Genomic DNA, 26,945 nt, shown 5'->3' with positions numbered 1-26,945 from the left:
CGTGGTCTAGGCGGTGGCGGTCACCACTGCTCGGGCATCTGGACGTCCGGTTCATGCTGGTACACGACGCCCTCCTGGTCGCCCACGGTGAGGACCGTGTGCGGGTTGAGGTTCAGGGTGTCGCCCGCGTACAGGTCCATGATCCAGCCGGTGCCCTCCGGGAACGGGTCGGGCCACACGTAGCCCTCGACCGTCTGGGGCTCCACGTACACGTCCGTGCGACGGACGCTGTTGAGCAGGCTGAGGTAGCCGGGAGCCGCGCAGAACCGCGCCTCGATGCCGGTCTGCGTGTCGCCGTCCGCGACGACGTATGCGGCCGGGTCACCGCTACCGTCGAGGACCGTCTGCCCAGTCGCGCCGGGCTGCGCGCCGTGGTCGTGCAGCACAACCCCGTCCATGAGGCTGACGCCCACAGACAGGCCGTCGTAGGCGAGCGGGAAGGTGCACTGCTCGGTCGACTGCGTCCCGGCGGGCTCGGGTGCCGGTGTCGCCGTCGGCTCGACCGGCGTCGGTGTCGGCGTCGGTGTGGACACGGCCTCGCGGGTCGCCTCCGTGGTCGGTGACTCGGCGCTCGCGATCATCGGCACGGCGGCGAGCGCGATCAGGCCGGCGACGGTCAGACCGGATACGCCGAGGGCGATCTTGGCTGCACGGTTCATGCTTTCGACCGTAGCGTCACGCCGCGGAGGGCCGCATCTCCGCCCACAAGCCGACAGTCAGGCGTTGAATGGCGGCCTCCGATGGAGCGGATTCCGGCGCGGCGGTAGGCCAGGAGGTCGACAGCGGCCGCCACATCGCCTTCCGCAAGCAATTTCTCCAACCGGGTCAGCTGCCACCTGCTGCGCTTTGACCGCCGTGTGAGGCGGTCTGCCTCAGCCTCGGCAAGAGCTGCGCGCTCCTCCGCATCGAGCGCGCGTGCCTCTGCGTCAGCCGCACGCCGGTTTGCTTCGCCCATTCGCTCACGCAGCCCACCAGCGAACCGCCTCCACGCGACGGCGTCATCGTCCCAACTCGGCTGCTCCACCGTCCACCTCCTCCACGCTGGCGGCGAGCATCGCCATGTTCAGCGCATCTCGCCAGTCCTCGCCGTGCAGCTCCTCCAGTGCCGCGGCTGCGGTGTCCGCGAGGGCGAGGATCAGCGCCACGTTCCCGCAGGGGGCGAACCCGCGCAGCGCGTCGAGCACCTGTCCCATGTCCTGATCGGCGGCGGCGTAGATCAGCCGCCCTGCGACCTGCTTCACGTCAGCCACGGGCCACCGCCTCGCGCGCGTGCGCGCGTGATGGGGTACCCCCTCCGGGGAGGGAGGATTCACTGCGAGGCGGGTGGCGCTGCGCGGGGGTTGTGGAAGCGTGAACCCCCTTACCCCTGGGGCTTGCTGCGCCAAGTTCCCTGTCGTGGCGGTCGAGCTGGTCGGCGTAGTCATGGAGCAGGTCGCACAATGCACGGAGGTCGCCGCGAGCGATCCGTTCGAGCGGGGCATGGTATCGGCCGCGGTTACGGCCGCGACGGCGTCTGCGTTCGACGTTCAGGTAGACCGCGCCGTGGGCGTGATCGTAGGTGAGGCGGAGGTCGCGCTGAAGGTTCATGGTGTCTCCTATCGGGTCGGACGGGTGGTTGCGGATGCTGGTTTGGCGGGCTGCGGGGCGGGCACATCGCCCACCTCGCCCCCCCTTAAGGGGTGGGGCGAGGGGCGAGGTCGTGGTGACGTCGCCCGGGGCGAGGTTGGGCGAGGTGGGGCGAGGTGGGCGAGGTCGCCCTAGTCCATGTGATTCGGGGGTTCCTCGACGTTCGACCTCGCCCCGGCCGTGACCGGCCAGTCGAGGTCGCCGTTGATGACCTCGCCCCGCGTTCGGGGCGAGGTGGTGAAGGGTCGGGACAGCGTGTGCACCAGCGCCCCACGAGCGCCATGCGAGCGGGTCACGTTCCCTTCATCCACGAGGAGCGTCAACGCACGACGCACGACTTCCCGCCGCCCAGTCACCGACTGTTCGATGCGGGCGCTTGACAGCGCTCCTTCTCGTTCCAGCAGGCTGCTGATTCGCTCCATGAGCATCGTGGGACGGAATCCACCGTGATCGGCACGCTCGGTTGGCTCCGGGGCAGCAAGCGTGATGCGGAGGCGGTCGCCCGGCGTGACGTGCAGGGTAGCGACCTGCTGTCCCACGATGTACCGCCCGTGCCGGTCTTTCGCGCAGACGAGTTTCGCGGCACCAGGGCGGTCCCGCCCGAACGGCGACAGCGTCTCGATGTAGTACTGAGCACCGTTTACCGCGGCCCGCTTCCGCTGTGACCCGATCGGCCACAGCTCTCCGCCCGCGGCCTTCGCCGAGTGGTCCAGCAGCAGAACGCTGGGGCCGTGATCCGCGATCCGGCGAGGCACCTCCCGGAACCAGCGGGCGACCTCGTCATCTGCGTTCGGTTTCGCGCCTGCAAGCGCCAGGCCCTCGCCGGTGGAGTCGATGACGACCAATCGGACCTCCTCGTCCTGCAAGCCCGTCAGAAGCAGGCCTGCCCCGTCTGAGAAAGGTGTCTCAGGCTGGGAGTACCGGAAGTGTCGGACGATCTGGTCTGCGGTCACCTGCAGATCCATGAGCCGTGCGACGATGCTGCGCGGGTCGCCTTCGTGGTCGATGTACGCGACCGCGTGCCCTGCCCGCATCTCCTGCGCGCAAGCGTGCAGTGCAAGCCACGTCTTGCCGGACCCGGATTCGCCGTGCAGCCCATTGACCATGCCGGGGTAGAGCAGTCCGGCCCCGTCCTCGCGGGTGAGCAGTGCGGGCTCCGGGCGACCGTCGATCCCGGCCGCTACCTCGTCCGTGATTCCGGACAGGTCGATCGGTTCCCAGGTCATGCGCGGCCCTCCGCTGCTGCAGAGCGCCAGCGGATGAGAGTCTGAGCGTCGGAGGCGACGATCTGCACCCTCACGCCGTGAGGGATGCGCGGGTCGTAGAGCGGTGTCTCGGGTCCGACGATCAGCTGGAGTGTGACGTCGGGCGGCATACCGACGCAGGCGCGATAGATGCGTCGGCCGACCTCGCCCAGCTCGAAGCTGTCACCGCGCTGCGGGCGGGACACATCTACGCGGATGCACCCGGGGATGTCTACGGGCTGGAATACGCTCGTGGAGGACCGCCGCCCAGCAGTCCCGTGCGCCGCTCCTCTGGGGCGGCGTTCGGCATTCACGAGGCACCTCCGCGAAGGAGCGTCCGCAGCTTCGCCTTCTGCTCGGGCGTGAGCGGCGGCGGCGGGTTCTCGACCATGCGGCGAGCGACGTGCTCGGCGATCGTCTCGCGGCTGATGGCGCTCACTCGTCCACTCCTGCGACAATGCGCTCGTCAATGGACTCGGAACGCTTGATCGTGCGCGGTGCGGCGGGCCCGAGCGGCTGCCGCTTGACGCTCGCGAGGTCGACGCGGATCAGGCGCGGGCCTACGCGCTCGGCGTAGACGTCGCCACGGTCGATCATGCGGCGCACGGTGGCGGGGTTGACTTCGAGATGGCGCGCGGCCTCTGCCACCGATCCCCACTGGGGCTCTGCGGATGCTTCCATGCGTTGGCTCCTTAACGCAAAAGGGGCGCAGCTGTGAGCTGCGCCCCTGGTTGGGCAGAGTCCCCCCGTGGTGACAGGGAGACTCCGGAAGGTGGGTGTCGCCCCGTCACGGGGCTTGGTTCATGTTCAGTTGTGGGCAAGCAAAAAGCCCCGGTCCGTGGACCAGGGCTTCTACTTGGGTATAACTATCACTACTTTACGACACTTAGTGTGTCACATTTCTCACATTATTCGCAACTCCGTACGAACAGTCAGGGCCCGTCGCGGCGGGTTCAGATCGCCGCCATGCTGTTCAGGCAGTCAGCCAGTCCACTCGGATCAAGTCGGGATCGAAGCTGCGACCCGGTCCGGTCGGCAAGATCGTCACCCGCATGAGCGTCGAGATGATCAGGCGACGACGGTGGATGTCAAAGTCTGCCCACGCCGCCCGCGCCCCTGACCCGACCGCACCGCTTGGGAGCACCGTCGGGAGGGCAGCTGTGAGCCGTGTTTCGAGCTTCTCGCGTTCGGCGCGACCCGCGGCAGTAATCCTTGCGAGCTGGTTGCCGTCGATGCTGCCCGCGGCGAACAGGTCGGCAGCGGACGCGAGACGCGCCGTGACCGCATCTACTGCTTCGCGGGCCTGCCGGACCGCCTCGGGGTCGCCGGTGGTGAGCAGGTCCGCGGTATCGTCGCGCTCCAGTCGCTGCAGCAGCCACTCCGTTACCAGCTCATCGACGGGGGCCTGCAGGCGGCGCACCTTGTGGCAGGTGCCGCAAGCGTACGCGGCCTTTACGGGCTTGGACTTCTGCCCGGGTTTCGGCGTCCACGGGGCAAGGCGGACCATTCGCCCGCCGAGCGTCGCGCCGCACCGTCCGCACCAGGCGATTCCGGACAGGAGGTGCTTGGGAGGGTGGCCGACGCGACTGCTGGCTGAGCGGGTGGGGTCGTCGAACAGGGCGGTCAGCCGGTCGTAGGTGCTGCGGTCGAGGATCGCCGGGTGCAGCTCGAAGTCAAACTCTCCGACGACGTGCCCGCGGTGGACGCGCAGCCCCGCAAGTGAAGGGCGGCGGATGAGCTGTCGAAGCGTGACGCCCTGCCAGGGTGCCCCCGCGGGGGAGGGGATAGCGCGCGCGTTGAAGTCCGCGGCAATCGCACGCAGGGACTCGGCGTCGAGGACTCGGCGGGCTGCTTCGCGGATCACCGCCCCCTCGGGTTCGTGGATGACGTCCCGACCGTCGACGCGCCGGTAGCCGTAGCCGGGGCGGGCGGTGGGTGTGCCGCGGGATGCCCGCTGGTCGGACGCGGACCGTTGCCGCTCCACCTTGTGCTCGACCTCGGCAGCGGAGGCAGCGGCGAGAATGCGCGCGACCATGCGGCCGGATGACGTGTTGAGGTCGATCTCTGATGCTGTGACGGTGAGGAACCGCAGCGGGCGAGTGTCGGCCAGCTCGATGAGGGGCTCCAGGTCGCGGGGGAGCCGGTACAGGCGGTCTGTGTGCCAGATGACGACAGTGTCGATGAGGTCGGAGCGGATCAGTTCCAGGACGCGCTCGAAGCTGGGGCGGCGCTTGCCGCTGGTCGCGCTCAGGTCGTTGTCGATCAGTTCCTCGACAACGGTGACGCCGCGCGATTCAGCGAGTGTTCGGCACTCCTCGGTCTGGCGTTCGACACCCGCCGCCTTGCCGGTCGGGTCGTCGCTGATCCGCGCGTAAATGACGCCGTGCATGAGGCGGTCGTCCGTCCCCAGAGCGTGGCGGCCGTGGTGAGGGACTCCGGCGGGGGGTGTTGTGCTCATGAATAAAGATTACTATCCAATGCTGGTCCCGCTCGTCTTCCTCATCCTTCCCCTGAGCGTGCTGTTCGCAGTTTTTCCGGGGATCTTCATGCTTCGACTCGGAATCGGCTGACGCCGGAAGGAGAACACCATGCTTCGCACCGCTCTCGCACGCGCCGTGCATCGGCTGCGCGCTGTGACACAGGACGCGCACGACGACGAGACCGGGGATGTCCCCGGCTGGGTGCTCATCACGCTCATGACCGCCGGGCTGGTCGTCGTGATCTGGGCTCTCGCCGGTCCTGCGCTCGCCGACCTGTTCCAGCAGGCGATCGAGCGGGTATCGGGCCTCTAGCCCGTGCCTGCAGTCGGGGGCGGCGGCATCCGTCGCCGGTTCGCCGCCGCGGTGGCGGGCGAGCACGGGTCGAGCCCCGTCGAGTTCGTCCTCGTCGGCACGTTGCTGACGCTGCTCACGCTCGCGGTGATGCAGTTCGGGCTCGCCGTGTACGTCCGCAACGTCGTGCACGACGCCGCGGTCGAGGGCGCGTATCACGCGGCTCTGGCCGACACCTCGCTGGAGGAGGGCATCGAGCGGACCCGGCAGATCGTGAGCCGCACGGTCGGCAGCGACTACGCCGCAGACATCGCGGTGCGCGAGACCAGCGAACTCGGACAAGCGGCGGTGCGGATCAGCGTCCGGACGACGCTGCCCCTCGTCGGGCTGCTCGGCCTTCCCCGCATGATGGAGGTGAGCGCGCATGCACCGACGGAGTCCTTCGACTGACACCCGGGGCTTCGCGCCCAGCGGGACGTGCACGGGCGGTGCGGCCGTCGAGCCGTGCGACGACGACCGGGGGTCGGCGGCGCTGGAATTCATCATGATCGGGATGCTGCTCCTCGTGCCGCTCGTGTACCTGATCGTCTCGCTCGGCCTGATCCAAGGACAGTCCCTCGGCGCAGAGGCGGGTGCCCGCCACATCGCACGCGCCCTCTCGACCGCCGAGGACGCGGATGATGCGCGCGTGAGCGCGGACCGGATCCTGCGGTCCGTGGTCGACGAATACGCGCTGGATCCTGACTCGGTGCGCATTTCGATCGAGTGCCGGCCGGCCGGCGCGGCGTGCCCGCAAGCCGGCGCGACGCTGGTGGTGAGCCTCACCACCAGCGTCGCGCTGCCGCTGGTGCCACCCGTGCTCGGCTTGGATCGACTGGCGGCGATTCCGGTTCAGGCATCCGCCGTGCAGAAGGTGTCGCGTTTCTGGGAGGCGGAATGAGAGCGCGGCGGCAGTCCCCGACGGTGCGGATGCTGCGGACCCGGGTCGCCGATGATGAGGGAAGCATCCTGATCCTGACCCTCGGCTACGCCGTCCTGGCGATCGTGGTCGTCCTCATCTGCGTGGACGCGACGAGCCTGTACCTCGCACAGAAGCGGCTCGATGCGCTCGCCGATGCCGCAGCCCTCGCCGGCGCGGACGGCTTCACGTTCCTGGTCGAGGGAGACGAGCCGAAAGCGGAGTTGACGGCTGACGGTGTCCGCGAGCAGGCGGAGGCTGTCGTCGGCGAGTTGGGCGGCGACGTCGTGGTGGTGGACGCAGGGACTCCCGACGGCGTGTCGGCGCGGGTGACGGTCGCCGGAACCTGGCGGCCGCCGGTGATCACCCTGTTCGTGCCCGACGGCGTCGCGCTGGAGGCGACGGCGACCAGCCGAACGGCGTTGCGCTAGACCATCTCGCTCTGCGGCGTCGAGCGGACCCGCGGTGCGCGCGTGGCAGCCACGATCCCCAGAACCGGGATCGCCCAGATCACGATGGAGACGACCAGCTCGAACGCGGCGATGGCGAAGCCCGGAACGCCGATGCCTCGTCCGGTGGGTTCGAGCGAACCGGGCTGGACCAGCGACTCGGGCATCGGCGACAGCAGCGCCTGCAGCGCAGAGGTCGTCCAGTGCGTGGCGCCAGAGGTGTAGAGGATCCACGCGACCAACGACGCCGCCGCGATCGCCACGGCGCTGATGCCGCACACCACCGCTGACCGTTTGCGCCGTGTGACCCCGACGACGATGCACCCGACGCCGAGAGCGACGTACAGAGCGAGAAACACGAACAGCATGGCTTTCCCCTCCGCCGGATCGTCAACCCCCGAGTATAGGTGCCCGCACGGTCAGCAGGAGATGCCCGGACTGCGGGCGCTGACGCCGTGGTGTCACTGCCGCACCCGCGGCACGAACCGCGGAACCCACCGCACGAACGCGACCGCGCCGAGCAACGCCATGACACCCACCGCGCCGGTTGCGACCGACAGGGAAAAGACCGCCGTGATTCCCGACACGAGAAGCGGAGACAGCGCGCCGCCGGCGTCGGTCAGAGTCCGCCACGAGCCGAGGAAGGGTGCCGGGTCGGCTCTGGGCGCGACATCCGCCCCGAGTGTGAGGAGGATGCCGCTGGAGAGCCCGTTGCCCACGCCGAGGACCGCGGCGAACATCGCGAACCACATCGCCGAGGAGCCCAGGTCGTGCGTGACGGCGAGGGCGAGGAAGCCCAGCCCCATCAGCACCATGGCCGGCAGCGCGGCCCAGAGGCGTCCGAACCGGTCCATCACCTGACCGCTCGCGTAGAAGAGCGCGAAGTCGATCGCGCCCGAGATGCCGACGACCAGCGCGATCGTCTGGGCGTCCAGGCCGATCGAGAATCCCCACAGCGGCAGGACGACCTGCCGTGCCGAGCGGACGGCGGAGAGGGATGCCGCAGCCAGACCGAGCCGGGACAGTACGCGGCGGAACAGCCACATCGTGCGGAACACGCCGACGCGCTCGAACGTCGGGATCGCACCGGTGACCGCCTCACCGGTGTCTTCGGCGAGCGACGCGCCGGAGTCGAAGTTGGCGCGGGATGGCACCGGCACCTGCTTCTCAGGATCGGGGCCGAACAGGACCAGCAGCACCGTGGCGACCAGGCATCCGCCGAAGAACCAGATCGCCGCGTGCTCGTCGCCGAACAGGGCGAGCAGGCCGGCGGCGACGAAGGGTCCCAGGAACATGCCGAGCCGGAAGGTGCCGCCCAGCAGCGAGAGGGCTCGAGCGCGGAACGCGAGCGGCACGCGGGTCGTCATGAACGAGTGCCGCGCGAGCCCGAAGCCCGCCGCGCAGAAGCCGATGAGGAACACGGATGCCGCGAAGACGCCCAGGACGGGCGCGAAGACCATGCCCACCACCCCGAGGAGCGAGAGCGTGCCGGCGATGGCCATGGTGAGACGCTCGCCGATGCGAGCGACCGCCCACCCCGCCGGCAGGTTGCCGCAGAGCTGACCCACGACCAGGGCCGAAGCGACGAGGGCGGCGAGCGCGATATCGGCGCCCAGCCGCGCGGCGATGATGGGGATCAGGGGGATGACGGCGCCCTCGCCGAGCGCGAACAGCACCGTGGGGCCGTAGATCATGGGGCCGAAGCGCAGAAGAACGGAGGCTGCGCGGTCTGTCACTGCATCCACGTTAGTCTGGACTGTCATGCTTGACTTCGATCTTTCCGCCGACATCCAGGCGCTGCGCTCCACTTTCACCGACATCAAGACGGTGGTCGATGTCGACGCGCTGGCCGCCGACATCGCGCGGCTCAGCGACGAGGCCGGCGCCCCCGATCTGTGGGATGACACCGACAAGGCGCAGAAGGTCACCAGCGACCTCAGCCACCGGCAGTCCGAGCTCGCCCGCATCAACGGCATCGATCGTCGCCTCGACGACCTCGAGGTCATGGTCGAACTGGCCAACGAGATGGACGACGAGGACGCCGCCGAAGAAGCCCGTCACGAACTGGCCGAGCTCGAAGACGTGGTCGGCCAGCTCGAGGTGCAGACGCTGCTGGACGGCGAGTACGACGCACGGCCGGCCGTCATCACGATCCGGGCAGGTGCCGGTGGAGTGGATGCCGCGGACTTCGCCGAGATGCTCCTGCGGATGTACCTGCGCTGGGCGGAGCAGCACAAGTATCCGGTCACCGTCATGGACACCTCGTACGCGGAAGAGGCAGGCATCAAATCTGCGACTTTCGAGGTGGATGCCCCCTACGCGTTCGGCACGCTCAGCGTCGAAGCCGGCACGCACCGACTGGTTCGGATGAGCCCCTTCAACTCGGCGGGCAAGCGTCAGACGAGCTTCGCCGCGGTCGAGGTCATCCCGCTGCTGGACGAGGCCGTCGAGGTCGACATCCCCGAGAACGACCTTCGCGTCGACGTGTACCGCTCGTCCGGCCCCGGTGGTCAGTCGGTCAACACGACCGACAGCGCCGTGCGCCTGACGCACCTTCCGACCGGCACCGTGGTGTCGATGCAGAACGAGAAGTCGCAGATCCAGAACCGCGCCGCGGCGATGCGGGTCCTCCAGTCGCGCCTGCTGATCCTCCAGAAGGAGCAGGAAGCGGCGATCAAGAAGGACCTCGCCGGCGTGATCACCGCCAGCTGGGGCGACCAGATGCGCTCCTATGTGATGGCGCCGTACCAGATGGTCAAGGACCTGCGCACCGACTATGAGGTCAACAACCCTTCCGCCGTGTTCGACGGCGACCTCGACGGTTTCATCGCGGCCGGCATCCGCTGGCGCAAGCGTCCCACCGACGACTGACGAACCGGATGCCGCAGGGCGGGTGTCGCTCGTCGCGCACGCGTCCGGCCCGCTTAGGCTCAGTAGGCCATGATCCGGTTCGAGAACGTCACGAAACGCTTTCGCGGCACGGCGAAGCCAGCCCTCAGCAACGTGGACTTCGAAGTGCTGCGCGGGGAGTTCGTCTTCCTCGTCGGCGCTTCAGGCTCGGGCAAGTCGTCGTGTCTGCGCCTCATCCTGCGCGAAGAGACGCCGAGCGACGGCCGGGTCGTCGTCCTCGGCCGCGACCTGCGCTCGCTCTCGAACCGCAAGGTTCCGTACTTCCGCCGGCACGTCGGCGCGGTGTTCCAGGACTTCCGGCTGCTGCCGAACAAGACGGTGTTCCAGAACGTCGCGTTCACGCTGCAGGTGATCGGCTCTTCGCGGGGGTTCATCCAGCAGGCCGTCCCCGAGGTCCTGGCCCTGGTCGGTCTCGCCGGCAAAGAGAAGCGGTTCCCGCACGAGCTCTCCGGCGGTGAGCAGCAGCGCGTGGCGATCGCCCGCGCGCTCGTGAACCGGCCACAGGTGCTGCTGGCGGATGAGCCGACCGGAAACCTCGACCCTGCGACATCCGTCGACATCATGCAGCTGCTCGCGCGCATCAACTCGAGCGGCACCACCGTGGTCATGGCCACGCACGAGGCGGGTTTCGTGGATCAGATGAAGCGCCGCGTCATCGAGCTCGTCGACGGCGAGCTGGTGCGCGACGAACGGCACGGCGGCTACGGCGACACCTCCAGTCTGCCCAGCCTCGCCCCCGGACCCGAGCAGGGCGCCGCGGCGGTCGCCGCTCTGACCGCGGTGCTGGAAGTGCAGCGCGAGACGGCGATGTCGGCATCCGCGGCCGTCTCCTCGGCCTACGGCCACGATGTGACGCCCGTGGCAGTCGAAGAGCCGGTGATTCCGGTGGATGCCGCTCCCTCCGCTCCCGAGCCGGTCGAACAGCCCGCGCCCTCCGCCGAGTCCGCCTCTGCTCCGCAGCACGCCGAGCCCGAGCCCGAGCCCGATCCCGAACCCGCGCCTGAGACGCGCGCTCCGCGCACGCAGCCGGTTCCGATCGCGGACATCGCCGAAGTCGACGTCGCCGAGCTAGGACTGGCAGACCGGCTGGGTCTTGGCCAGACGCCTCCCGAAGACGAAGTGGGGCCCACATCGTGAGGGTCGGTCTGGTTCTGTCCGAGGCGCTGTCGGGTCTTCGCCGCAACGCGTCGATGGTGATCTCGGTCGTCCTGGTGACGTTCGTCTCGCTGACGTTCGTCGGCGCGGCGATTCTGATGCAGATGCAGATCGGGCAGATGAAGGACTACTGGTCCGACCGTGCCCAGGTCGCCATCTACATGTGCACCGCGATCTCGCAATCGCCCACCTGCGTGGACGGCGTCGCCTCGGAGGAGCAGCTGGCGGAGGTCAACGCGAAGCTCGAGGGTCCCGCACTGGCGCCGCTGATCCGCGATCTGCGCTTCGAGAACCGCGACGAGGCGTACGCGAACGTGATCGACCTGCTCGGCGAGGATTACGCCAGCGTCATCACGGCCGAGCAGCTGAACGAGACGTACTGGATCAACCTCGTCGACCAGAGCCAATCCGAGGTGCTGGTCGAAGCGTTCAAGGGCATGAACGGGGTCGAGGAGGTCAAGGACCAGCTCCAATATCTTGAGCCTCTCTTCTCAGCGCTGACGGTGGCGACGTACATCGCGGTGGGGATCGCGGTACTCATGCTGATCGCCGCGGTGCTCCTCATCGCGACCACCATCCGGCTCTCCGCATACGCCCGACGGCGGGAGATCGGCATCATGCGCCTGGTCGGCGCGTCCAACCGCTTCATCCAGACCCCGTTCATCCTGGAGGGCGTCTTCGCGGCGCTCCTGGGATCCATGCTGGCCGGGGTGGCGGTGCTGGCGGGCGTGCACTTCGGTGTCGATCAGTACCTGCGTCAGCGGGTCGACTTCGTCACGACGTGGGTCGGTGTCAGCGACGCGTGGCTGGTGGTGCCGTTCCTGATCCTCATCGGCGGGGTGCTCGCCGCCTTCTCGGCGGGCTTCGCCATCCGCAGGTGGCTCCGGGCCTGAGGTCTCGCGGGCCGGTCCGCGAGATGCCAGAGCACAACGTCGCCACTCCGGTGCCGCGTGGGCCGCATCACGCGGCTTCGCGGCTCCGGGCGCACGGATTCGCGACGCTGTGCACGCCCACCCCGGCGGCCGCACGCTGCCCGGCCGTTCGTCCGATGTATGCTGGTGGGCTGCCGACCCGCGACATGCGGCGCCGGTGCCCCAACGTCGAAGCCAGGAGTGGCCATGCCCAAGGAACGCGGTGAGAGGGTCGTCGCGACCAATCGTCGCGCTCGTCACGAGTACTCGATCGAGAAGACGTACGAGGCCGGACTGGTCCTGACCGGCACCGAGGTCAAATCGCTGCGGCAGGGTCGTGCGAATCTCTCCGACGGGTACGCCTACATCGACGGCGGAGAAGCCTGGCTCGACGCGGTGCACATCCCCGAGTACTCCCAGGGGCACTGGACCAACCACGCCACGAAGCGTGTCCGCAAGCTGCTTCTGCACAAGGACGAGATCGTCAAGCTCTCGCACGCCGTCTCGGCCGGCGGCTACACGCTCGTGCCGCTGAAGCTGTACTTCTCCGACGGCCGGGCCAAGGTCGAGATCGCGATCGCCAAGGGCAAGCACGAGTGGGACAAGCGTCAGACCCTCCGCGAGCGGCAGGACAAGCGCGAGGCCGAACGCGCGATGCGCTCGAAGAACCGCCTCGGCGACTGACCGACCGCCCCGCCGGCTGAGGCAGCACCGCGCCTACGGCACCGCCGGCTCCGATGCGGCCTCGGCGACCGCCCGATCGGTGAACGCCGTCTTCGGCACGAACGCGAGGGCGATGGCCGCGACCAGCGCCGTCAGGCCGCACACGATCCATACCGTGAAGTATCCGGCGAGCGATCCGGCGGTGTCTTCGCTCACGCCGGAAACAGCACCCTGCAGCAGCGCGATGCCGAACACGCACGATGCGATCGCGCCGCCGACGGTCTTGACCGAGTTGGTCAGGCCGGTCGCGACCCCGGTCTGCGTCGCAGGAGCAGCGGATGCCGCGGCCGCCGGCAGCGCGGCCACCAGCGCACCCGAGCCCAGACCCACGATCACCATGTTCACGATGACCTGGACGTACGTGTCGTGGAAGGGCAGGAACAGCAAGAAGCCGATTCCCACCAGTGTCGACGCGCCCATGAGGGTGAGCCGCGGGGCGGTGAGACGCGCGATCAGGGGGAACAGCAGCGCTCCGGTGATCATCGCGATGAGGTACACGCCGATGATGAGCGAGGTCGCAAAGCCCGTGGTGCCCAGCCCGTAGCCGTACTGGCCAGGATCCGTGCGTGCGAACGTGGACAGCGGTGCTTGGGCGCCCAGGACGCTGACTCCGAAGAGCCCGGCGGTGAGGAACACCGGACCGAGGGCGGGGGAGCGGAACATCCGCACGTCGATGAGCGGGTCCTCGTGGCGCAGCTCCCACAGTGCGAACGGCACGACGAGCGCGATGCCGAGCACGACGACGCCCCACGACCACGGGTTGGCCATGCCGCCCTCGAGGCGCAGCATCCCGAGTCCGCCGGTGAAGCAGATCAACGCGAGCGAGATGAGCACCAGGCCGACGGTGTCGAACAGGCCGCCGGTGGGCTCCGGCGACTCCTGAACCCCGAACAGGATCACGAAGAAGCACACCACGATCAGCACGGCGGGCACCAACAGCACCACGGTCAGCGGCAGCGCGTCGATGAGTGCGCCGCCGACCAGGGCGCCGACGATCGCGCCCAGTTCCAGCGCGGCCACGAGCAGGCCCGCCGCGCGCGCGGTGATGATCGAGCGCCCCTCCATCCGCCGCGACCGAGACCAGATCAGCGCGATCTCCAGCGGCAGCCAGACGACGTAGAAGCCCATCAGCGCCCACGCTGCCAGGAAGACGCCGAACGAGTCGGTGAACGGCAGCACGAGCGCGGCCGCCGCGGTCAGCGCCGTCGAGATCAGCAGCATTCGCTTGTGGCCGATCATGTCGCCGAGCTTCGCGAACGCGGGCACCACCAGCGCCGACAGCATCAGCTGCGCGCCTTCGAGCCAGTTGACATCGGCGTCGTGGATGTCCAGGTGCCGGGCGATGTCCGTGAGCATGGGCGTGTAGTAGCCCTGCAGTACTCCGCTGGTGAACTCGACGAACGCGAGGAAGCCGACGACGGTGGCGAGGGTGCCCAGGGCGGCGGCGCGCTTCATCGCGGCTCCTTCGTTCCGAGTGCGGTGATTCCGGATGCTGTCATCCAGGATTCGGGTGCGCTCACTGTAGTCGCTGCAGGAGCGCGCGATGAAACTTCTCGCCGCGTTGCAGCGACGCCACTTCAACGCGCTCGTCCACGCCGTGGATCGAGGCGCGTTGAGCGCTCGTCATCTCCAGCGGGGCGAAGCGGTACACGGCGGGGGAGAAGCGGTGGAAGTGGCGGGAATCGGTGGCTGCCATCATCACGTAGGGGACGGTCGCGGCATCCGGGTACGACTCCTTCACCGCCCGGGTGATCAGTGCGAACTGCGCGTTGTCGGTGGGCGACTCGGGAGAGGGCTCGCTCGCCTCGAGCACGGTCAGCTCGACCAGCGGATCCGCGATCCGGCGGCGCACGCGCCGAACGGTCCCGGCGACGGTCTCGCCCAGCGCGATGCGCAGATTCAGCACCGCCGAGGCCTGCGAGGGCAGGACGTTCGCGGCCGTTCCGCCCTGCTGCATCGTCGCGGCGACCGTCGTGCGCACCAGCGCGGCCGGTTCGCCGCCCATCAGCGCGAACGCGCGGGCAGTCAGCCACGGGAACGTCGCAAGCGTGCGCAGGACGAGCTGGCCCCAGCCGCGCGCACGATCGGCGAAGAGGCTCATCATGCGGGTGATGCCGCGCGGGGTGCGGGCGCGGAAGGTACGCGGACCCAGGCGGTCCACCGCCCGGGCGATGCGGCCCACCGCCGTCAGGCGCGGCGGGGCCGATGCGTGGCCGCCGTCGCTGCGCGCGGTGAGGCGAACGGTGAGCACGCCCTTCTCGCCGACGCCGACCATCGCGGCGTCTCCGAGCGCGAACGGCAGCGGAGCGTCGACCACCGCACCGCCCTCGTCCAGGACGAGCCACGGCACGATGCCGCGCTGCTGCAGGGTCATCGCGATCGTGGCAGCACCGTCGCCGTAGGTCTCTTCGTTTCCCCCGAAGGACAGGTACACGTCACGGCTCGGCGTGAAGCCGGCCGACAGCAGGTTCTCGACCGCTTCGAGGATCACCGCCAGCGGACCCTTGTCGTCGAGCGCGCCGCGTCCGTATACCCAGCCGTCCGCGATCCGGCCCTCGAAGGGCGGAAAGGTCCACGGGTCGTCCTCGTCGACCGGCACCACGTCGTAGTGCGCCATCAACACCAGTGGTGCGTCGGATGCTGTCGCCCCGGGCCACCGGAACAGCAGACCGAACTCCGTGATGCGTTCGAGCTCGAGGTTCGCGTGCACGAGCGGGTACATCTCGGCCAGGAGGACGACGAAGTCCTCGAACGGCGGTGATCCGCGGGTCTCCAGCTCGGCGCTCACCGTCGGAAGCTGAATCATGCGGGACAGGCGTTCTTCGACTCCCGGTCGAGGGATGACGAGCGGGGGCCGTTCTGTGGCGTCGACCGTCATGCGGATCAGCGGGCGGCGAAGCGCGCTTCGACCGCGGCGGTGACCACGATGTCTTCGGGCTGGAATTGCACGGCGGGGCCGCCGTTTCCGGCATCCATCACACCCATCGCCATGGCGCGCATCATCTTCGGCGCCGGCGCGCTGTTATCCGGAGCGCGGGTGAGCAGGCCGAGGTCGGCGATCTCGAGGGGTGTGACCGAGGTCAGCCCGATCGCGCCGGCGTACGCGGTGGCCCGATCGACGGCGACCTGGACGGCGTGCGCGGCGACCTGAGCCTCGGTGGCTTTCGCGGTGGCGGGTGTGAGTCGCCAGGTCAGGCCGTCCACCTGGACGCCCTCCCGCTCAGCCACGTCGGTGATCCACCACGACAGCGCCGCGAAGTCGGTGAACGTCGCGGAGATCTCCACCGAGGCGTAGTGGACGAGCGCGAGCTGCTTGCCCTCGTTGTTCCACGGCCGGTTCGCCCACACGGACATGCGCTGACTGGACCAGTCTCTGACACCGCCGGTGTCCTTGCGGGTCGTGAGATCTTCCTGCAGGGGTGCCGCGAGCCCGGCCATCCGCTCGACGACGCTGTTTCGCTGCGGCCCCTCGGCGCGCACGGAGAGGTGCGCAACGACTTCTTCGGGGACGACACGCTGCTCGTGCTCGCCGCGGACGGTGATGGTCACTTCGCTCATGAAATCAGACTCTACGCGGAGCCCCGCGGGCGCTAGGGTCGGTTTGACGGCGACGCGCGCTGGTCTGGGGATCGGCAGGGGAGCCTGATGGCGGAGTCGTCGATGATCAGTCGCGGCCGACGACGCGCGCGGTGGGTGGTGCTTCCGTTGGCCATCACGGCGGTGCTCGCGGTTACCGGTTGCACGTTCGCATCCGGTTCGGCGGCCTCGACCGAGGTGGCGTCGGCGGCGCACGAACCGGTCGCGGGTTCCGCTGCGACGTGCGTGCCCGACCCTGAAGGTGTCGCGGCATCCGAGAACACGCAGTCGACCGAGCCGGTCGCCGACGAGTTGGCCGCGCAGTACGACATCGCCGTCGCCGCGGTGTTCGAACGGGTGCGCGAAGCGGCGCCGGCGGTGGTGGTCGGCGTGCGGAGCCCCGCCGGCTCATGGAGCGGTGCCTACGGGACCGATCTCGTCACGGGCGCGCCCGCCGGGGTCGAGGATCACCAGCGGGTCGCTTCGGTGACCAAATCGTTCGTGGGGACGGCGATCCTGCAGCTGGCCGACGAAGGCGCGCTCTCGCTCGATGATCCGGTCGATGACTACGTCCCGGACGTGCCGAACGGCACCCGCATCACGCTGCGACAGCTGATCACGATGACCAGCGGGTTGGGAAACTACTCCGATGACCCGGCCTGGGCCCTTCAGATGATCGGCGCACCGGAGGCGGAGTGGACACCGCAGCAGCTGCTGGCGTACTCGTGGTCGATGCCGCCCTCGTTCGCACCGGGCTCGAACATGGAGTACACGAATGCGAACTTCGTCCTCCTCGGGCTGGTCATCGAGCAGGTGACCGGGCAGAACCTCGCTGACGTCATCGACGAGCGCATCCTGTCACCGCTGGCGTTGACCGACACGAGCTATCCGACCGACAACACGCTGCCGGTGCCACGGTTGACCGGTTACACCCTTCCCGCTGTCGTCCACAGCGTGGCGGGCGGGTCCGGCCAGTGGGTGGATGCCACCGAGTGGAGCCCCAGTTCGGCCGGCGCTGCCGGTGCCATGACCAGCGACCTCGACGACATGCTCGTCTGGGGCCGGGTGCTGGCTACCGGTCAGGGCGTGCTCCCGGAATCAGCCCAGGTGCGGCGGCTGGAATCCTTCGGGTCCTCCGACCTGGCGCCGGGTGAGTTCTACGGCGACGCGCTGATGTGCAAGGCCGGCTGGATCGGTCACAGCGGGAACATGCCGGGATACAACACGATGGTGCGGTACCAGCCGACGGCGGACCTGACCATCGTGGTCTTGGCGACGGGGCTGTCGGGGTCGCCCACCCCGCCCCGCGAGTTCGTGATCGAGGCGTTCACCGCCGCGCTGGCGAAGACCGCGGGCGCCGACTACCCGGCGAAGGTCGTTCCCGACGAGGCGCAAGTGCAAGGACTCGTGCCCACGCTCTGACCGGTCGTCAGTCGGCGTGGTTCGGGGATTTCACGTACGCGACCACGTCCGCCTTGGTGGCCGCCCACCGCACGTCCTTGGGGGTGAAGAAGTAGGACTCGCCCCAGCCGTCGGGATCGGTGAGTCCGGCGGGTCCCTGCGCTGAGAGGTAGACGCCCTCGGGCGCGTCGATCCGGGTGAAGCCGCGTTCCGCGAGCGTCAGCATCGCGTCCACGGCGTTCTCCGGATCGATCGGCGCCCACGCGAGATCGATGATGTTGTCGGTTGCACGCTGAGGATCCGCACCCCACCGGCAGACGATCGCGCCGGGAGGGGCGCCGTCGTAGAAGACATCGAACGGGCGCGAGCCGGTCTGCTGGTCTTGGGTCGGCCATGACGCCCAGCCGTTCGAGGTCATCATCGAACGAAAGACTGCGGTGGCGATGTCATCGCACGTCGTGAGCGCTGCCGGCGGGGCGGTGCCCGTCAAAGAGGGGGTCGGGGAGGGCGCCATCGTGGCGGGGGCCGACGGTGCGGGAACGGATGCCGCCGCCGTCGGTGTGGGTGTCGGGGCGGCGTCCGATTCCTTCGGGGCGAAGACGCTCGCCAGGACGACGAGAAGGACCACGAGCGCGACCGCGCTCCCCGCGATCACCCAGAGGCGTTTTGTCGACACGCGTCGAACCTATCCGCGACGAGGGCCTGCACCGGGGAGGCGTGCGGAATGGTCGGGGCGCGGCATCCGTTGTAGACTGTGATGCTCGGCACCTCGCGGTTCCGAGAGTGAAAATTCAACAGCGCGTGACAGTGGCCCTCTGCACATGAGGGTTCATGGGGATGATCGGTTTCGACATCGCCTGAGCTCCTGCGAGAAGCGGGCCGAGGATGCAGGGTTATCTCGTAAACGATCTCTGCAAAACTACAAGTGCCGAAACTAAGCGCACTGAGTTCGCCCTCGCTGCATAAGCGAGCCTGAACTCCGTCAGACCGTAGGCGTTCCCGCTACGGAACCTGGCGTCATCTAGGGGACTTGCTTCGTGACGGCGTCTGGACGTCACGCGGGACTTTTTCCAGACTGGGCCTGTCGACCTAGATGCCTGTGGCAAAGGTTGGGGCCGAGTAGAACGTCTGCACAGGCTACGCCCGTAGAAGGCGCAGAGACACAGCGATGGACGGGGGTTCGATTCCCCCCATCTCCACCACTCCACTGTCACGTGTGAAGGGCCCGACTGCCGCGTTGATTCGCGGGGGTCGGGCCCTTCTCATTCGTTGCTGCGCCGGCGCAGAAGAGTTAGTACCCTACGGCTGCCAAACCGAACAGGATCTCGGCGTCGCTGAATCCTTCGTATGCGAGCTGCTCGTACAGTCCATCGCGGGAGAAGGATGTGTACGCCAGATAATCTGCAGCGGACTCCGCGGCCTCGGCGTTCCAGTCGGCTCCGGCGTTATCCGCGCCGAAGGTCGCCTCGTCAGTGGAGAAACCTTCGTACTCCAGCTGGCCGATCAAGCCGGGGCGGGAGAACCCCGTGTATTTCAGATACGACTGGGCCTGACGGATTGCGTTCTGTTGGGCCAGCGAGTACACCGGGGCGGCTGGAGTGGCAGGCTCGGCCGGCTCGGCCGGGGCGCCCGCGGCCTTCAGATCCTTGGTCTTAACGACCTGCACGACCACCGTGTCGCCGGTCTTCAGGCTCGCGCCGGCGGTCGGCGTGGTGCCGGTGACGGTCCAGTTGTCCCGGTCCAGCACCACGCCGGAGGCGGTTTGGAAATTTACCTTGAGGCCGGCGTTCTCCAGCAGGGCGGCGGCCTCCTTGGCTGTGATGCCGGCAACGTCGGGCACCGTGGTCTCAGTAGCTTCCTCGTCGTTCTGCTCGATCGTCTCGGCCACCACCGTGGCGGGTTTCTTGTCAGCGGAGCCGCCTGCGCCGGCGGCGGTGGCGATCGCGGGGATCAGGATCAGTGCGGCCACTGCGGCGCCCACGACCCACGGCCACTTGCGCTTCTTCTTGGAAGCTGGCTCGATCAATGAGGGTGCCGCCGCAGTGCCCGGCGGGGTTACAGTCGCCGTGATCGGTGCGGGTGCGGTAGCCGCGAGCGGACTCGTGTGCTCGGTCCACATGGTGCCGTCGTGGTAACGCTGGGTGCCGGGGTTCGAGTTGTCGGGGTACCAGCCCGCGGCATAGGGAGGCGTGTTCGGATCGTGCGACATAAAAATCCTCCTTGATAGAAATGTCCTTGCCCGGACGATCGGGCTTAGTCAAGGCGCACGAATGAAATTCGTTAATGACCGTTGGCGACTCCCCAGTCGACCGCGGTACAGAACCCGCATTTTCGATGGGGCTGCGCAATCACCTCACCGTAGCGCGCGCTGAATGACGGTTAGTGGCAAGATCAGGCATTCGAGGACTAATGCGCCAAATCATGAGGGAAAGCTAAGGCGACGCTCGCCGATGCTTGATATCAGCCTCCGCGCGAAGGAGGCTGCGCCCGGCGCCCGCGGTCACCCCCACGTGAACCGGAACCGCTCCACCCGCTCCTCGACCCGCTTATCGCCCCATGTGGCGTGCTCCATGCGCCGCACCGCTGCGATCGCTTCGATCAGATCGGGCCCGAGCGACCGCCGCGCTGCGGTCGACCCTTCCAGCCGCGCGACCTGATCTTCCGGCGACGTCGGCAGCAGGGGAGCCGAGTCGTCGCTGTGCGTGTCGACGGGCGGGGGCAGAGGAGGGGACGTCTCGATTCCCATGAGCGCCGCTTCGAGCACCACCGCCGTCGCCAGATACGGATTGGCGGACGCGTCGATCGGCTTGATCTCGATGTTCGCCCCGTCGGGGGTTCCTGGGGTGGCCGCCACGAACCGCAGGGCGGCTTCGCGGTTCTCCAGACCCCACGACGCGTGCGCGCCGGCCCACATGCCCGGCCTCAGTCTCTCGGCTGAGAGCGGCGAGCCCGACAGCACGGCACCGACACCGGGGAGCGCGGCCAGGATGCCGGCGATGGCGGCGGCTCCGGCATCCGTCACTCCATGTGGGCCTGTGCCACCGGACAAGAGCGGTCCACCAGCGGTGTGCAGCGAGAGGTGGGCGTGCGCTCCGTTGCTCGCACCGCCCGCGATCGGCACGGGGGAGAAGGATGCCGCGAAGCCCGTGTCACGAGCGGCGAGGCGGACGATCATGCGTGCGAGCACCAGATCGTCGGCCGCCTGAACAGGAGGACGCCGCGCCAGCGAGATCTCGAACTGCCTTGGCGCCCACTCGGCATGCAGCTGCAGGATTTCCAGGCCGGCGGAGCGAGCGCGCGCAACGACGCCCTGCAGGAAGGCGGCGTGATCCACGACGGCGCCGAAACCGTACGCGGACCATTCCGGGCTCAACACCTCCGGCGGCTCGGACCCGTGTGGCGGCTCGCTGCGGGGGAACAGCTGGAATTCGAGCTCGTGTCCGACCGATGCCGTGACGCCCGCGGCGGTCAGACGCTCGACGGTGCGGACCAGGGCGGTGCGGGTGCAGGATGCCGCGACCGTTCCGCCCAGAGTCCCCACCGTTACCGGGCCCCAGCTCAGCCCGCCGCCGATATCCCTGATCGCCGCCGGATCGATCCGCAGCCTGAGGTCCCCGATGACGGAGAAGCGCTCGGTGAAGGCGAGGCGGTCATCGGCGCAGAAGACGTTCCAACTGGGGGAGGCGCCCACTCCCGTGGCTGCGAATGCGTCAGCGCGCGACGCAGGCACGGCTTTCGCGCGACTCACCCCGCCCGGGTCGACGAGGGATCCGATGACAAGGGGCTCGGCGGCGAGGTCGGGCATGCGTTGAGGCTAGACCCCGGGGCGCCGTCGCGGTGCTTCCGGTGTTCCTTCCCGCGCGCCTGATCGCTCCGATTGCGCGTGGGGAACCGGCGACGGTCCCGCGTACCTCGACGGCGTCGCTCGAGTGGTCGGCACCGACATCTACGGACTTGATCGAAACGGCGATGGATACGCCTGCGAGCGGTAGCGCGTCGGGCGACGCCGCGCGTTCGCTACGGGACATGGGCGGCGACGCGGCTGCACGAACCGGCGCGGCAGCGCTCGAAAGCGGTGAGACTGGGTTCCGTAACCCGCGACGACGCGAAGGAGCAATCGATGCGCGCACTCATCCACTCCACGTTCGGTGATCCCGTCGAGGTGCTCGACGTGGCCGAGCGCCCCATGCCCGAACCCGGGCCGGGAGAGGTGCGCGTGCGCACGTTGCTCTCACCCATCCACAATCACGACCTGTGGACCATCCGCGGGACCTACGGATTCACACCGGAACTGCCCGCGGCATCCGGCAGCGAGGCGGTCGGCATCGTCGACGCGCTCGGCGAGGGCGTCGAAGGGCTGCAGGTGGGCCAGCGCGTCACCGGCGGCGCCTTCGGGGCGTGGGCCGAGTACTTCCTGGCCAGGGCGGCCGGGCTGATCCCCGTGCCCGAGGCGCTGAGCGACGAAACGGCCGCTCAGCTGATGTCGATGCCGTTCAGCACGCTCGCCCTGCTCGACTCGCTCGACGTGCAATCCGGCGACTGGATCGCGCAGAACACCGCCAACGGAGCCGTCGGCAAGCTGGTGGCCCAGTTCGCCCCGGCTCGCGGCATCCGTGTGCTGGGCCTGGTGCGACGCGACGCGGCAGTTGACGAGCTCGCCGCCCTGGGCATCCACGACGTCGTCTCCACGGAGAGGGCGGACTGGCGCGATCGCGCTGTCGAGATCCTCGGCGGCGCTGAACCGCGGGCGGCGGTCGACTCGGTCGGCGGGAGGGCGGCGGGCGAACTGCTCTCACTCCTCGGCGAGGGAGGGACACTCGTATCGTTCGGAGCGATGGGGTCAGAGACGCTCCAGATCTCCTCGGGCGACCTGATCTTCAAAGGCGCGACGGTGAAGGGCTTCTGGGCGAGCGCGGTCATCAGGACGATGGATGCCGCCACCCGCGGCGCCCTGTTCGGCGAGCTGATTCAGCGCATCGGGTCCGGTGAGGTCGCGCTGCCCGTGGAAGCTGTGTACCCCTTCGAGGAAGTCCGTGCCGCCGCCGCCGCGAGCGCCGTCCCCGGCCGAGCGGGCAAGATCCTCCTGCGCTTCTGACGTGTCGTGGAGCGCAGAATCACGCCGTCGTGGCCTGTGGAGAGCAGCTCCCGATGTCGTAGGTATTTACTAATCTGGTTCTATGTTCGAAGGCCCGGCAGAGCTCGACTCGCCGCATCCCAGCCCGCTCGACGTCGTGGTCGATCTCGAAGCGACGATGGCGATGTGGGCGGCGGAGCGGCTGGGGCAGATCGAGCTGCTTCGCCGCGCGTATCTTGCGGATGCGGCGGTGGCCGGGCGACGTTTCACCGACGTCGTGTTGCGCGGGCTGCGACTGGAGCTTGCCGCGGCAAGCCGGATCACCGAGCACGCGGCGGGCAACCTGATCGCATTCGCGGACGCGATGGTGAACCGTTACCCGAAGGCCCTGAGCGCCCTCGAACGCGCTTCGATCACGGAGCGGCATGCCGAGATCCTGGTCGGCGGTCTCGACGAACTGGAGTCCGAGCTGCGCGCCGGCCTGTTCGATCGGGCGCTGACGCTCGCCGAAGAGCAACCGCTGGGCGAGTTCCGTCGATCCCTCCGCAAGCTCGTCGACTCCGCACGAGTCGTGACGTTTGCCGAGCGACACGAGGCGGCGCTGTCGCAACGCCGCGTTCATGTCGAGCCGGTCGGGGACGGTATGGCATGGACGCACCTGTTCGGGCCCCAGGTCGAGGCTCACGCCGCGTACGGTCGGGCGACCGCGATCGCGAAGACGATCCTCGCCCAGGACGGCGAGACCCGCACCCTCGATCAGATACGTGCAGACGTGATGGCGGACCTCCTGATCGAGGGCACGATGGCTGCGCATCCCAGCGAGGCACGCGGCATCCGCGCCACGGTCGTCGTGACCGTACCCGCGCTGGCGCTGTTGGAGCAATCCGATGAAGCGGTCGCAGCGACCGGCGCGGACCCGGCAACCATCGAGGGCATCGGGCCGATCCCGATCGCACGGGCTCGCGAGCTGTGCGGGGGAGATGCGTCATGGATGCGGGTGCTCACCCATCCCGAGACAGGCATGATTCTCTCCGTCGGGCGGACGCAGTACGCACCGCCGGCGGCGCTGAAACGGTTGGTGAAGTGGCGGGCCGACCGGTGCATGGGGCCGGGATGCGGGATGCCGGCATCCCGGTGCGACGTCGACCATACGATCGCCTGGGAAGACGGCGGCGAGACCTCACTCGAGAATCTGGCGCCGCTGTGCAGGGGCCATCACAAGGTGAAACATCACGGCGGCTGGCATCTCGAACAATTGCCCGACAGCGGTGGTGCTGTCGAATGGACCTCACCCACCGGTCGAAGATACGTCGTCGCGCCGGAGCGCCGGGTCCCCGTCTTCACGGTCTCCGGGAACGACCCGGGCGTTCACGCGAGCCATCGTCCGCCGTTCTAGCTTCAGCCGGGCTGATGGCCCGAGAGACCGCACGGCCGACGGCCTGTCACAACATCGATTCGAGTTCTCGAAGGCGCGCAGCGCCGACGTCGGTGAGACGAACAGCCCTGTTACCCGGTCGTCGCGTGATCCACGCCTGTGACTCGAGCGCCCCGAGAATCTGAGCTCCGATCTGCCCGGCGACGTGCGGACGCCGGCCGGTCCAGTCCAGGCAGCCTCTCGCCCACGGGCGATGGCCCTCCGGACGCTGAATACCGAATGCGGCCACGATCGGTCCGTCCGGGAACGGCTCGGGCGGAGAGGAGGGTTCCCCGATCTGCAGTTCGCTCACCACTCCGGCGGCGATCAGCACGTCTGCGATTCGCAGCCCGAGGTCTCCGGCGAGGTGGTCGTAGCACGTTCTCGCCGCGCGGAGGGCTTCTGAAACTCCGTGCTGCCGCAGTGATCGCACCTCGGCTCGCGGTGCGATCGATTGAAGGGCTTCGATCGCGTGGGCGACCTCGGCATTGCTGAGCCGGAAGAAGCGATTGCGACCGCGGTGCTGAACAACCACGATTCCCGCGTCGAGCAGAACGCGCAGGTGTTCACTCGCCGTGGAGGCGGAGACACCCGCCTCTCGTGCGAGCTCGCCCGCGGGGATCGCCCGGTCACCCAGCAGAGCGCTGACGATGCGGGCGCGCGCCGGATCGCCCAGGGCCCGGGCTGGAACCGAAACATCAGGCTCGCCACTCATGCTTGCCGGGCTTCTCGGAGTGCCGCCCGAGTGGCCTGAACGTCGTCGACGATCAGAACCTTGCGGTTGCCATGGTCGCTGTACTGGCCATGCAAGACGACCCCGGCGGCGGTCAGCCGCTGCATCATTCGTCCCAGGGCTCCGGGTACGTCAGCGTCGAGGGTCTGCCAGCACCACTTCGCGGACGGTCGGGACGCCCAGATCGGCGGCGATGAGCGCCCGCGTTGCCGCGTCGGCATCGGCGACGAGGTAATGCGCGACACCTGACCACATGCCCCCACCTTCAAGCCCGACCCCGGCTTCGCCCAACGCGCGGCCGATCCGCGAGAGCGAGCCCGCGCCGTCCGGCGCCGGGATCTCGATGTCGAACATCACCGCACCTCGATGACGGGTTCGAGCGCCACATCGGTCGTCAGGCTGTTCGCGATGTAGCACTGCTGATGGGCTTTGTGCAGGAGCCTCTCCACTCGTTCCACCGTCGTGCCCTGGACGACGATTCGGGGTCGGAGCACGATCGTCGTGAGCCGCAGGGGACGCTGATCGTCCGGCATGACGCCCTCGGCCTCATCCCGGTACTCCAGAACCTGAACGCCGGCGAGAGCCGCCACCGCGAGAAACGAGAGCAGTTGGCACGAGCTCGCCGCGGCGACGAGTAACTGCTCGGGGTTGGGCAGCGCGCCATCTCCGCGGAACGCCGGATCGGCGCTGACCGCGACAGCGGTCCCGCTCAGAGTGAGGTCGTGCCGGCGGCTGTAGCCGTCGTAGTCGTCTGTCCGTCCGCTCCACTGCAGCGTGCTCGCGTAGGTGTGTGTTGTCATGAAAAACACGTTACGACGGCAATGCTTCGTCACGCACCGAAGTGTGGTTTCCGGTCCGCAAGGCTTCCGCGTTTTCCTGAGCGCACCATTGTCGCTGACATGGTATTCAGGTAGCCTGTAATTACTCCGGATCTACTCCCGTATCCCGGACTGCACCATCTCGCTGAAGAGATCAAAGGACACCAATGACGTTCCCACGCAAACGCACGCGCGTCGCAGCAGTCGCTGCGGCCATCACCGTTGTCGGCCTGCTCGCCGGATGCTCCGGCTCCGCCGCGCCCGGGGCGGGTCCTGACGCCAAGCAGACGTTGGATCCGGCTAAGCCGGTTGCGATCACGGTGGGCACTCTGCCCGCCGGTGACTACGCGCCGCTCTACGTCGCCGAGGCCGAGGGCTACTTCGAAGAAGAGGGCCTCGATGTCACCATCGAGATCATCGCGGGCGGCGCGGTCGGTGTCACCCAGCTCGTATCGGGCGACCTGCAGTTCAGCTCGGCCACCTGGACGAACGTGCTCAGCGCGGTGTCGCAGGGCCTGGAGCTCCAGGTCGTCCGTGAGGGCTCCGACTCCAACAAAGAGGGCATCAACGGCCTGATCGCCGCTGACGGCTCGGGCATCGAGTCCGTCGAGGACCTGCGCGGCAAGACGCTCTCGGTGAACACGCTGGCTTCCGCAACCGAGACCCAGATCCGCGACTGCCTCGCGACAGCGGGGCTGGATGAGGGCGACTACGAGCTCGTCGAGGTGCCGTTCCCCGAAGTCGGCGCGGCGGTCACACAGGGTCGCATCGCCGCCGGATTCGTGCCGGAACCGTTCATCACCATCGGCAAGTCGCAGGGGCTCAGCTCGATCCTCGCGACATCGGTGTGCAACGAGACTCAGCGCAACAGCACGATCGTGACCTGGAACACCTCGCGTGCCTACGCCGAGGAGAACCCCGCGGTGGTCGCGGCATTCGTGCGTGCGATGGACAAGGCGACCAAGCTCGTCATCGACGACCCGCAGGTGCTCATCGACATCCTGCCGACGTTCACGACGCTGACGCCGGACCTGGCCGCCGCCATCACCTCCCCGAGCTTCGTGGAGGACGGCACGCCCAACATTGACGGAGCCGAACGGGCCATGAAGCTGATGCTCAAGTACGGCCTGCTCGAGGAGCCGCTCGAGGACCTCTCGCAGTACGCCTGGCAAGGCGAGTGAC

General features: G+C 68.5%; 30 protein-coding genes and 1 other RNA gene. 13 read left to right on the top strand and 18 right to left on the bottom strand.

All coding sequences use genetic code 11. The features are described 5' to 3' along the window. Positions 1–20: 20 nt before the first annotated feature. The 7 genes from ABD655_RS11165 to ABD655_RS11135 all read right to left on the bottom strand — a co-directional run bounded on the left by ABD655_RS11165 (position 21) and on the right by ABD655_RS11135 (position 5,328). Positions 21–659 (bottom strand): hypothetical protein, encoded by a 639-nt coding sequence (locus ABD655_RS11165; protein ID WP_344713966.1) that lies wholly within the window; start codon positions 657–659, stop codon positions 21–23. A gap of 339 nt (positions 660–998) precedes the next feature. Then, complete coding sequence (locus ABD655_RS11160; protein WP_344713964.1) at positions 999–1,250, bottom strand: hypothetical protein; 252 nt, start codon at positions 1,248–1,250, stop codon at positions 999–1,001. Positions 1,251–1,757: 507 nt separating this feature from the next. Further along, positions 1,758–2,852 carry an AAA family ATPase gene (locus ABD655_RS11155; protein WP_344713962.1) on the bottom strand — a complete coding sequence of 365 codons (1,095 nt, stop codon included), beginning with the start codon at positions 2,850–2,852 and terminating at the stop codon, positions 1,758–1,760. Beyond that, positions 2,849–3,076: a hypothetical protein gene (locus ABD655_RS11150; protein WP_344713961.1), complete on the bottom strand. Its 228-nt coding sequence runs from the start codon at positions 3,074–3,076 to the stop codon at positions 2,849–2,851. Before ABD655_RS11150 ends, ABD655_RS11155 begins: the two co-directional genes overlap by 4 nt. A 104-nt stretch (positions 3,077–3,180) precedes the next feature. Next, positions 3,181–3,309, bottom strand: a complete 129-nt coding sequence (locus ABD655_RS11145) for a hypothetical protein (protein ID WP_344713960.1) — start codon at positions 3,307–3,309, stop codon at positions 3,181–3,183. Further along, positions 3,306–3,551, bottom strand: coding sequence for a helix-turn-helix domain-containing protein (locus tag ABD655_RS11140; RefSeq protein ID WP_344713958.1), 246 nt, complete (start codon positions 3,549–3,551; stop codon positions 3,306–3,308). Before ABD655_RS11140 ends, ABD655_RS11145 begins: the two co-directional genes overlap by 4 nt. A gap of 292 nt (positions 3,552–3,843) precedes the next feature. Next, positions 3,844–5,328, bottom strand: a complete 1,485-nt coding sequence (locus ABD655_RS11135; RefSeq protein WP_344713956.1) for a recombinase family protein — start codon at positions 5,326–5,328, stop codon at positions 3,844–3,846. Positions 5,329–5,458: 130 nt separating this feature from the next. Between ABD655_RS11135 and ABD655_RS11130 the strand changes: the two genes are divergently transcribed. The 4 genes from ABD655_RS11130 to ABD655_RS11115 are packed head-to-tail and all read left to right on the top strand — an operon-like array spanning position 5,459 to position 7,030. Beyond that, entirely contained in the window at positions 5,459–5,662 is a 204-nt protein-coding gene (locus ABD655_RS11130; protein WP_344713955.1) for a hypothetical protein, read from the top strand. 3 nt (positions 5,663–5,665) lie between these two features. Then, positions 5,666–6,091 (top strand): TadE/TadG family type IV pilus assembly protein, encoded by a 426-nt coding sequence (locus ABD655_RS11125; protein WP_344713953.1) that lies wholly within the window; start codon positions 5,666–5,668, stop codon positions 6,089–6,091. After that, the gene (locus ABD655_RS11120; protein ID WP_344713951.1) at positions 6,066–6,581 is read left to right on the top strand and encodes a TadE/TadG family type IV pilus assembly protein; all 516 of its coding nucleotides are present in this window, start codon (positions 6,066–6,068) and stop codon (positions 6,579–6,581) included. The genes ABD655_RS11125 and ABD655_RS11120 overlap by 26 nt, the downstream gene beginning before the upstream one ends. Beyond that, positions 6,578–7,030 (top strand): pilus assembly protein TadG-related protein, encoded by a 453-nt coding sequence (locus ABD655_RS11115; protein WP_378721042.1) that lies wholly within the window; start codon positions 6,578–6,580, stop codon positions 7,028–7,030. Before ABD655_RS11120 ends, ABD655_RS11115 begins: the two co-directional genes overlap by 4 nt. Here ABD655_RS11115 and ABD655_RS11110 read toward each other — a convergent pair. Next, the gene (locus ABD655_RS11110; protein WP_344713949.1) at positions 7,027–7,416 is read right to left on the bottom strand and encodes a hypothetical protein; all 390 of its coding nucleotides are present in this window, start codon (positions 7,414–7,416) and stop codon (positions 7,027–7,029) included. The genes ABD655_RS11115 and ABD655_RS11110 overlap by 4 nt on opposite strands. A gap of 93 nt (positions 7,417–7,509) precedes the next feature. After that, entirely contained in the window at positions 7,510–8,811 is a 1,302-nt protein-coding gene (locus ABD655_RS11105) for an MFS transporter (protein ID WP_344713947.1), read from the bottom strand. Between ABD655_RS11105 and prfB the strand changes: the two genes are divergently transcribed. The 4 genes from prfB (at position 8,810) to smpB (ending at position 12,708) form a co-directional block, all read left to right on the top strand. Beyond that, entirely contained in the window at positions 8,810–9,919 is a 1,110-nt protein-coding gene (gene prfB / locus ABD655_RS11100) for a peptide chain release factor 2 (protein ID WP_344713946.1), read from the top strand. The two genes, ABD655_RS11105 and prfB, sit on opposite strands and share 2 nt — an antisense overlap. Before the next feature lie 69 nt (positions 9,920–9,988). Further along, positions 9,989–11,095: a cell division ATP-binding protein FtsE gene (gene ftsE / locus ABD655_RS11095; RefSeq protein ID WP_344713945.1), complete on the top strand. Its 1,107-nt coding sequence runs from the start codon at positions 9,989–9,991 to the stop codon at positions 11,093–11,095. Continuing rightward, entirely contained in the window at positions 11,092–12,006 is a 915-nt protein-coding gene (gene ftsX / locus ABD655_RS11090; protein WP_344713944.1) for a permease-like cell division protein FtsX, read from the top strand. The genes ftsE and ftsX overlap by 4 nt, the downstream gene beginning before the upstream one ends. Positions 12,007–12,231: 225 nt before the next feature. Beyond that, positions 12,232–12,708, top strand: a complete 477-nt coding sequence (smpB, locus tag ABD655_RS11085) for an SsrA-binding protein SmpB (protein WP_344713943.1) — start codon at positions 12,232–12,234, stop codon at positions 12,706–12,708. 33 nt (positions 12,709–12,741) lie between these two features. Here smpB and ABD655_RS11080 read toward each other — a convergent pair whose 3' ends face one another. The 3 genes from ABD655_RS11080 to ABD655_RS11070 form a co-directional block, all read right to left on the bottom strand. Next, positions 12,742–14,202, bottom strand: coding sequence for an MFS transporter (locus tag ABD655_RS11080; RefSeq protein WP_344713942.1), 1,461 nt, complete (start codon positions 14,200–14,202; stop codon positions 12,742–12,744). A 61-nt stretch (positions 14,203–14,263) separates the two neighbouring features. Further along, complete coding sequence (locus ABD655_RS11075; protein WP_344713941.1) at positions 14,264–15,553, bottom strand: M20/M25/M40 family metallo-hydrolase; 1,290 nt, start codon at positions 15,551–15,553, stop codon at positions 14,264–14,266. Between the two features lie 77 nt (positions 15,554–15,630). After that, positions 15,631–16,305, bottom strand: coding sequence for an SIMPL domain-containing protein (locus tag ABD655_RS11070; RefSeq protein WP_344713940.1), 675 nt, complete (start codon positions 16,303–16,305; stop codon positions 15,631–15,633). Between the two features lie 87 nt (positions 16,306–16,392). On the opposite strand from ABD655_RS11070, the gene ABD655_RS11065 reads away from it, so the two are divergent. Beyond that, on the top strand, positions 16,393–17,745 hold the full coding sequence (locus ABD655_RS11065; RefSeq protein ID WP_344713939.1) for a serine hydrolase domain-containing protein: 1,353 nt from the start codon (positions 16,393–16,395) through the stop codon (positions 17,743–17,745). 7 nt (positions 17,746–17,752) lie between these two features. Here ABD655_RS11065 and ABD655_RS11060 read toward each other — a convergent pair whose 3' ends face one another. After that, positions 17,753–18,400, bottom strand: coding sequence for a hypothetical protein (locus ABD655_RS11060; protein WP_344713938.1), 648 nt, complete (start codon positions 18,398–18,400; stop codon positions 17,753–17,755). Positions 18,401–18,557: 157 nt separating this feature from the next. Here ABD655_RS11060 and ssrA point away from each other — a divergent pair. Next, positions 18,558–18,926: a transfer-messenger RNA gene (ssrA, locus tag ABD655_RS11055) on the top strand. 89 nt (positions 18,927–19,015) lie between these two features. Here ssrA and ABD655_RS11050 read toward each other — a convergent pair. Both ABD655_RS11050 and ABD655_RS11045 read right to left on the bottom strand, forming a co-directional pair. After that, the gene (locus ABD655_RS11050) at positions 19,016–19,933 is read right to left on the bottom strand and encodes an Ltp family lipoprotein (RefSeq protein WP_344713937.1); all 918 of its coding nucleotides are present in this window, start codon (positions 19,931–19,933) and stop codon (positions 19,016–19,018) included. A gap of 291 nt (positions 19,934–20,224) precedes the next feature. Further along, positions 20,225–21,529 (bottom strand): type I glutamate--ammonia ligase, encoded by a 1,305-nt coding sequence (locus ABD655_RS11045; protein ID WP_344713936.1) that lies wholly within the window; start codon positions 21,527–21,529, stop codon positions 20,225–20,227. A gap of 315 nt (positions 21,530–21,844) precedes the next feature. On the opposite strand from ABD655_RS11045, the gene ABD655_RS11040 reads away from it, so the two are divergent. Further along, positions 21,845–22,819: a zinc-binding dehydrogenase gene (locus ABD655_RS11040; RefSeq protein WP_344713935.1), complete on the top strand. Its 975-nt coding sequence runs from the start codon at positions 21,845–21,847 to the stop codon at positions 22,817–22,819. An 82-nt stretch (positions 22,820–22,901) separates the two neighbouring features. Further along, a complete protein-coding gene (locus ABD655_RS11035; protein ID WP_344713934.1) occupies positions 22,902–24,194 on the top strand; it encodes an HNH endonuclease signature motif containing protein in 1,293 nt (430 codons plus the stop codon). 46 nt (positions 24,195–24,240) lie between these two features. On the opposite strand, the gene ABD655_RS11030 is transcribed toward ABD655_RS11035, so the two are convergent. From ABD655_RS11030 to ABD655_RS11020, 3 genes are all read right to left on the bottom strand, one after another. After that, entirely contained in the window at positions 24,241–24,927 is a 687-nt protein-coding gene (locus tag ABD655_RS11030) for an ArsR/SmtB family transcription factor (RefSeq protein WP_344713933.1), read from the bottom strand. A 150-nt stretch (positions 24,928–25,077) separates the two neighbouring features. Next, a complete protein-coding gene (locus tag ABD655_RS11025) occupies positions 25,078–25,299 on the bottom strand; it encodes a hypothetical protein (RefSeq protein WP_344713932.1) in 222 nt (73 codons plus the stop codon). Further along, positions 25,299–25,745, bottom strand: coding sequence for an OsmC family protein (locus ABD655_RS11020; protein ID WP_344713931.1), 447 nt, complete (start codon positions 25,743–25,745; stop codon positions 25,299–25,301). The genes ABD655_RS11025 and ABD655_RS11020 overlap by 1 nt, the downstream gene beginning before the upstream one ends. Before the next feature lie 185 nt (positions 25,746–25,930). Here ABD655_RS11020 and ABD655_RS11015 point away from each other — a divergent pair, with 185 nt between their 5' ends. Beyond that, entirely contained in the window at positions 25,931–26,944 is a 1,014-nt protein-coding gene (locus ABD655_RS11015; RefSeq protein ID WP_344713930.1) for an ABC transporter substrate-binding protein, read from the top strand. Position 26,945 lies beyond the last annotated feature (1 nt).

Source organism: Microbacterium terregens, assembly GCF_039534975.1.
GTDB lineage: Bacteria > Actinomycetota > Actinomycetes > Actinomycetales > Microbacteriaceae > Microbacterium > Microbacterium terregens.
This window is presented reverse-complemented; position numbering and strand designations above follow the sequence as displayed.

Excerpts from the sequence above, each read along its gene's own strand:
- ABD655_RS11080 (WP_344713942.1), bottom strand. The coding sequence starts at position 14,202 with ATGAAGCGCGCCGCCGCCCTGGGCACCCTCGCCACCGTCGTCGGCTTC.
- ABD655_RS11050 (WP_344713937.1), bottom strand. The coding sequence starts at position 19,933 with ATGTCGCACGATCCGAACACGCCTCCCTATGCCGCGGGCTGGTACCCC.
- ABD655_RS11140 (WP_344713958.1), bottom strand. The coding sequence starts at position 3,551 with ATGGAAGCATCCGCAGAGCCCCAGTGGGGATCGGTGGCAGAGGCCGCG.
- ABD655_RS11110 (WP_344713949.1), bottom strand. The coding sequence starts at position 7,416 with ATGCTGTTCGTGTTTCTCGCTCTGTACGTCGCTCTCGGCGTCGGGTGC.
- ABD655_RS11115 (WP_378721042.1), top strand. The coding sequence starts at position 6,578 with ATGAGAGCGCGGCGGCAGTCCCCGACGGTGCGGATGCTGCGGACCCGG.
- ABD655_RS11130 (WP_344713955.1), top strand. The coding sequence starts at position 5,459 with ATGCTTCGCACCGCTCTCGCACGCGCCGTGCATCGGCTGCGCGCTGTG.
- ABD655_RS11035 (WP_344713934.1), top strand. The coding sequence starts at position 22,902 with ATGTTCGAAGGCCCGGCAGAGCTCGACTCGCCGCATCCCAGCCCGCTC.
- ABD655_RS11155 (WP_344713962.1), bottom strand. The coding sequence starts at position 2,852 with ATGACCTGGGAACCGATCGACCTGTCCGGAATCACGGACGAGGTAGCG.
- prfB (WP_344713946.1), top strand. The coding sequence starts at position 8,810 with ATGCTTGACTTCGATCTTTCCGCCGACATCCAGGCGCTGCGCTCCACT.
- ABD655_RS11045 (WP_344713936.1), bottom strand. The coding sequence starts at position 21,529 with ATGCCCGACCTCGCCGCCGAGCCCCTTGTCATCGGATCCCTCGTCGAC.
- ABD655_RS11135 (WP_344713956.1), bottom strand. The coding sequence starts at position 5,328 with ATGAGCACAACACCCCCCGCCGGAGTCCCTCACCACGGCCGCCACGCT.
- ABD655_RS11025 (WP_344713932.1), bottom strand. The coding sequence starts at position 25,299 with ATGTTCGACATCGAGATCCCGGCGCCGGACGGCGCGGGCTCGCTCTCG.
- ABD655_RS11075 (WP_344713941.1), bottom strand. The coding sequence starts at position 15,553 with ATGATTCAGCTTCCGACGGTGAGCGCCGAGCTGGAGACCCGCGGATCA.
- ABD655_RS11120 (WP_344713951.1), top strand. The coding sequence starts at position 6,066 with ATGCACCGACGGAGTCCTTCGACTGACACCCGGGGCTTCGCGCCCAGC.
- ABD655_RS11040 (WP_344713935.1), top strand. The coding sequence starts at position 21,845 with ATGCGCGCACTCATCCACTCCACGTTCGGTGATCCCGTCGAGGTGCTC.
- ABD655_RS11030 (WP_344713933.1), bottom strand. The coding sequence starts at position 24,927 with ATGAGTGGCGAGCCTGATGTTTCGGTTCCAGCCCGGGCCCTGGGCGAT.
- ABD655_RS11020 (WP_344713931.1), bottom strand. The coding sequence starts at position 25,745 with ATGACAACACACACCTACGCGAGCACGCTGCAGTGGAGCGGACGGACA.
- ABD655_RS11165 (WP_344713966.1), bottom strand. The coding sequence starts at position 659 with ATGAACCGTGCAGCCAAGATCGCCCTCGGCGTATCCGGTCTGACCGTC.
- smpB (WP_344713943.1), top strand. The coding sequence starts at position 12,232 with ATGCCCAAGGAACGCGGTGAGAGGGTCGTCGCGACCAATCGTCGCGCT.
- ABD655_RS11105 (WP_344713947.1), bottom strand. The coding sequence starts at position 8,811 with ATGACAGTCCAGACTAACGTGGATGCAGTGACAGACCGCGCAGCCTCC.
- ftsE (WP_344713945.1), top strand. The coding sequence starts at position 9,989 with ATGATCCGGTTCGAGAACGTCACGAAACGCTTTCGCGGCACGGCGAAG.
- ABD655_RS11070 (WP_344713940.1), bottom strand. The coding sequence starts at position 16,305 with ATGAGCGAAGTGACCATCACCGTCCGCGGCGAGCACGAGCAGCGTGTC.
- ABD655_RS11065 (WP_344713939.1), top strand. The coding sequence starts at position 16,393 with ATGGCGGAGTCGTCGATGATCAGTCGCGGCCGACGACGCGCGCGGTGG.
- ABD655_RS11015 (WP_344713930.1), top strand. The coding sequence starts at position 25,931 with ATGACGTTCCCACGCAAACGCACGCGCGTCGCAGCAGTCGCTGCGGCC.